General features: G+C 70.3%; 3 protein-coding genes and 1 pseudogene. All 4 read right to left on the minus strand.

Annotated features, from left to right (window positions below; translation table 11 throughout):
* Positions 1–196: pseudogene (locus RMO85_RS00850) on the minus strand (nitrate reductase subunit alpha); the annotation flags it as partial.
* Between the two features lie 14 nt (positions 197–210).
* Positions 211–1,383: an MFS transporter gene (locus tag RMO85_RS00855; protein ID WP_310525853.1), complete on the minus strand. Its 1,173-nt coding sequence runs from the start codon at positions 1,381–1,383 to the stop codon at positions 211–213.
* Positions 1,384–1,454: 71 nt separating this feature from the next.
* The gene (locus tag RMO85_RS00860) at positions 1,455–2,288 is read right to left on the minus strand and encodes a universal stress protein (RefSeq protein ID WP_310525855.1); all 834 of its coding nucleotides are present in this window, start codon (positions 2,286–2,288) and stop codon (positions 1,455–1,457) included.
* Between the two features lie 285 nt (positions 2,289–2,573).
* Positions 2,574–3,096 (minus strand): CBS domain-containing protein (locus RMO85_RS00865; RefSeq protein WP_310525857.1); only part of this gene is annotated, 523 nt, incomplete at its 5' end.

The raw sequence follows: 3,096 nt of genomic DNA on the forward strand, positions 1-3,096 counted from the left end.
CCTTCCACGAGCACGACCCGGTGCAGTTGACGCCGTGCGTGGAGCGGACGACCTTGTCATGACTCCACCGGTCCCGGTAGAAGTCGTCGGCCTCGCGGCCTCCGACCTGCGACAGGGTGCGCAGGTCCTCTGAGATCTTCCCCTTGGTGAAGAACCGACGGCTCCGCACGAGTGCAGCCGCCAGGGGGCCGTCCATGCCGATGTCCCTGCTCAAGGTGCAACCTGTTCGTTGGCGGTGCGGCGGACGATGGTCAGGGTGAGCACGAGCGTGAGGGCAGCCGTGACCGACAGCATCCACAGGCCGATGGCATAGGAGTCGGTCTGGCCGTAGACGTAGCCCATGATCAGGGGTGGCACGAAGCCGCCGAGTCCCCCGGCGGCGCCGACCAGTCCCGTCACGCCCCCGACCCGGCCCGGTTCCGTGACCTTGGCGACCAGGGCGAACGTGCCGCCGCTCCCCGCCCCGAGGGCAGCAGCCATGGCGAGGAACGCGACGGTGCCGACACCGTCCAACGGTGGCGTCCCGGCCGAGACGGCCGCACCCACGGCGACCACGCCGTACGCCGAGGCCAGGACCGGCACCGCGCCGAACTTGTCGGAGAGCCAGCCACCGATCGGCCTCATGATCACGGCGACCACCACGAAGCCGGCCATCCGGTTGGCGGCGTCGGCCGGGGTCAGACCGTGCGCGGTCTTGAGGTACGCAGGCAGGTAGACTGAGAAGGCGACGTAGCCGCCGAACGCGACGGCGTACAGGATGCACGCCTGCCACGTGATCGGCAGCCGCGCGTTCGCGTTCAGCCGGCTTGCCAGGCTGGTGGTCGGCAGCACGCGCCCGGGGGCATCGCGCAGGAAGACCCAGGCCACCACGGCATACGCCGCAAGCACGGCGGCGGTGATCAGGAACGGCGCCTTCTCACCCTGGTTGGTGAAGAGCTTCACCGTCGTCAGCGCGCTGATGGCCGTTCCACCCATGCCCGCCCCGAAGACCCCGATGGCCAGGCCCCGGCGCTCCGGCGGGAACCAGGCGTTGACGAACGGGACGCCGACCGCGAACACGGTGCCGGCGATGCCGAGGAAGAACCCGCCGACGAGCAGCAGCGCGTAGGAGTCGAGCGCGAAGAATGCGATGAACAGGACCGGCAGGACCGTCACGGCGGAGATGATCGGGAACATGATCCTGCCGCCGAAGCGGTCGGTCAGCGCCCCCACCACGATGCGGCCCAGCGAGCCGACGAGCACCGGCACCGCCACCAGGAGCGCGACGTCGGACTGATTCAGGGTGCCGAGCGCACCCGAGTCGCGGAACATCGGACCGAGGGGGCTGATCAGCGCCCACGCCCAGAAGTTGACCGCGAAGCCGATGGTGGCCAGGGCCAACATCAGTCCAGGGGACCTGTGGTCAGGGAGGACCTGAGTGTCGGTGGGTGAGACGGCACCGCTCATCTGGCGGCTCACCTGACGATCGCAACGGGACAGTGGGCACGGCACAGCACTTCGTGGCTGACCGAACCGAGCAACATCCCCGCAAAGGCCCCGCGTCCGCGCGAGCCGGCCACCACCAGGGACGCCGTCGCCGACGCATCCACCAGAGCCTGCCCGGGGGCCACCGGGATCGCCTCCTCGAGGATGGTGACGTCCGGATGGTCGGTGCGCACACCGGCCACGCTCTCGCTCAGCAGCAGCTGCCCGTCCTCCATCGTGGTGCCGATGGTCTCCGGCAGCCGCCCCTGGCGGTCCATCAGGACCCGGACGCCCTTCCACGCATGCACGGCGACGACCACCTCACCCGTCAGCTCGGCGCGGCGACAGGCGAACTCCAGCGCGGCCGCGCTGTCTCCGGCGCCGTCGATCCCGACGACGATCCGCGCCATCGGCAGCCGTGCGCCTTCGCGGACGACCACCACGGGACAGGATGCGTGCCTGGCCACGTGGTGGCTCACGGAGCCGATCAGGGCCTCGGCGACACGCCCGTGACCGTGGCTTCCGACCACCACCAGCGAGGCAGAGCGGGCCGCCTCGAGAAGCACGAGCACGATGGTGCCCGAGTGGCGCTCCAACACACCCTGCGCTCCGGCCTCCTTCAGGACTTGCTCCACGTGCGCGGCCTGCTCGCCCTGCGTGTCCCGCTGAGGTGCCAGCCACTGCGCCTCGTACAGGTCGTCCACCATCACGGCCCTCACCGGCAGGCCCTGCATCGCCGCGGTCCTTGCCGCCCAGACCAGGGCCTGTTCCGCCTCAGGCGAGCCGTCATAGCCGACGACGATGTCTTGATTGGTTGCGTCCATGCCCCGAGAGTGACGTGGCACGACCCCGGACGGCAGGGTCATTGGTCCCGCATCTGAGGGCAGGACGGCCGCGCGAAGGTCGGCCGGGTCGCCTCGAGCGCGACCTCAGTCGATCGGGACCCGCTCGCCGTACGACGGGACCACGGCGCACCATCCGAGCTCACCGCCGATCCGCTCGGCCAGCCGAGCCGCCGAGTGCGCCTCGCCGTGGACGACGTAGACGGTGCGTACGGCTCGGGCCCGTGACCGTGCCCGCGGCGCCGAGGAAAGTCAGCGCAGGGACGGTCACGTCGACCGGAACCGGATGCCGACGACACCCGGGACCGCGGTCGCCAGGGCCACGGCCAGCTCCTGCTCCGACTCGACCTCCGGACCGTCGATGACGGCGACACCATCGATCACGTCGACCAGCCAGTCGTAGCCGGCCTGCCGGAACAGCTCGTCGATCTCAGACTCGATCTGCACGTCGGGGCGCGCCAGCACCTCGATGATGTCTCGCCGGCTGACCACGCCGACGAGGCGGCCGTGGTCGACAACCGGAAGGCTCTTGACGGCGGAGCTGGTCAACAGCTCCGCGGCCACGGCCAGATCGGTGTCGCCGGTGACCGTCAGGGCGTGCGTGCTCATGACGTCGGCAACCTCGGCATGGAACGGCGCCGCGGTGAGGCGGACGGGGATCTCGTGGGACCGCTGGTCGGGCACGACCATCTCCCTGATGACGTCGGCCTCGCTGACCACTCCCACCAGGTGCCCCGCCGAGTCTGTGACCGGCATGGCCGAGAACTCGTGCTTGCCCAGCAACTCGATG

This window comes from Nocardioides sp., from assembly GCF_031422975.1.
Classification (GTDB): domain Bacteria; phylum Actinomycetota; class Actinomycetes; order Propionibacteriales; family Nocardioidaceae; genus Nocardioides.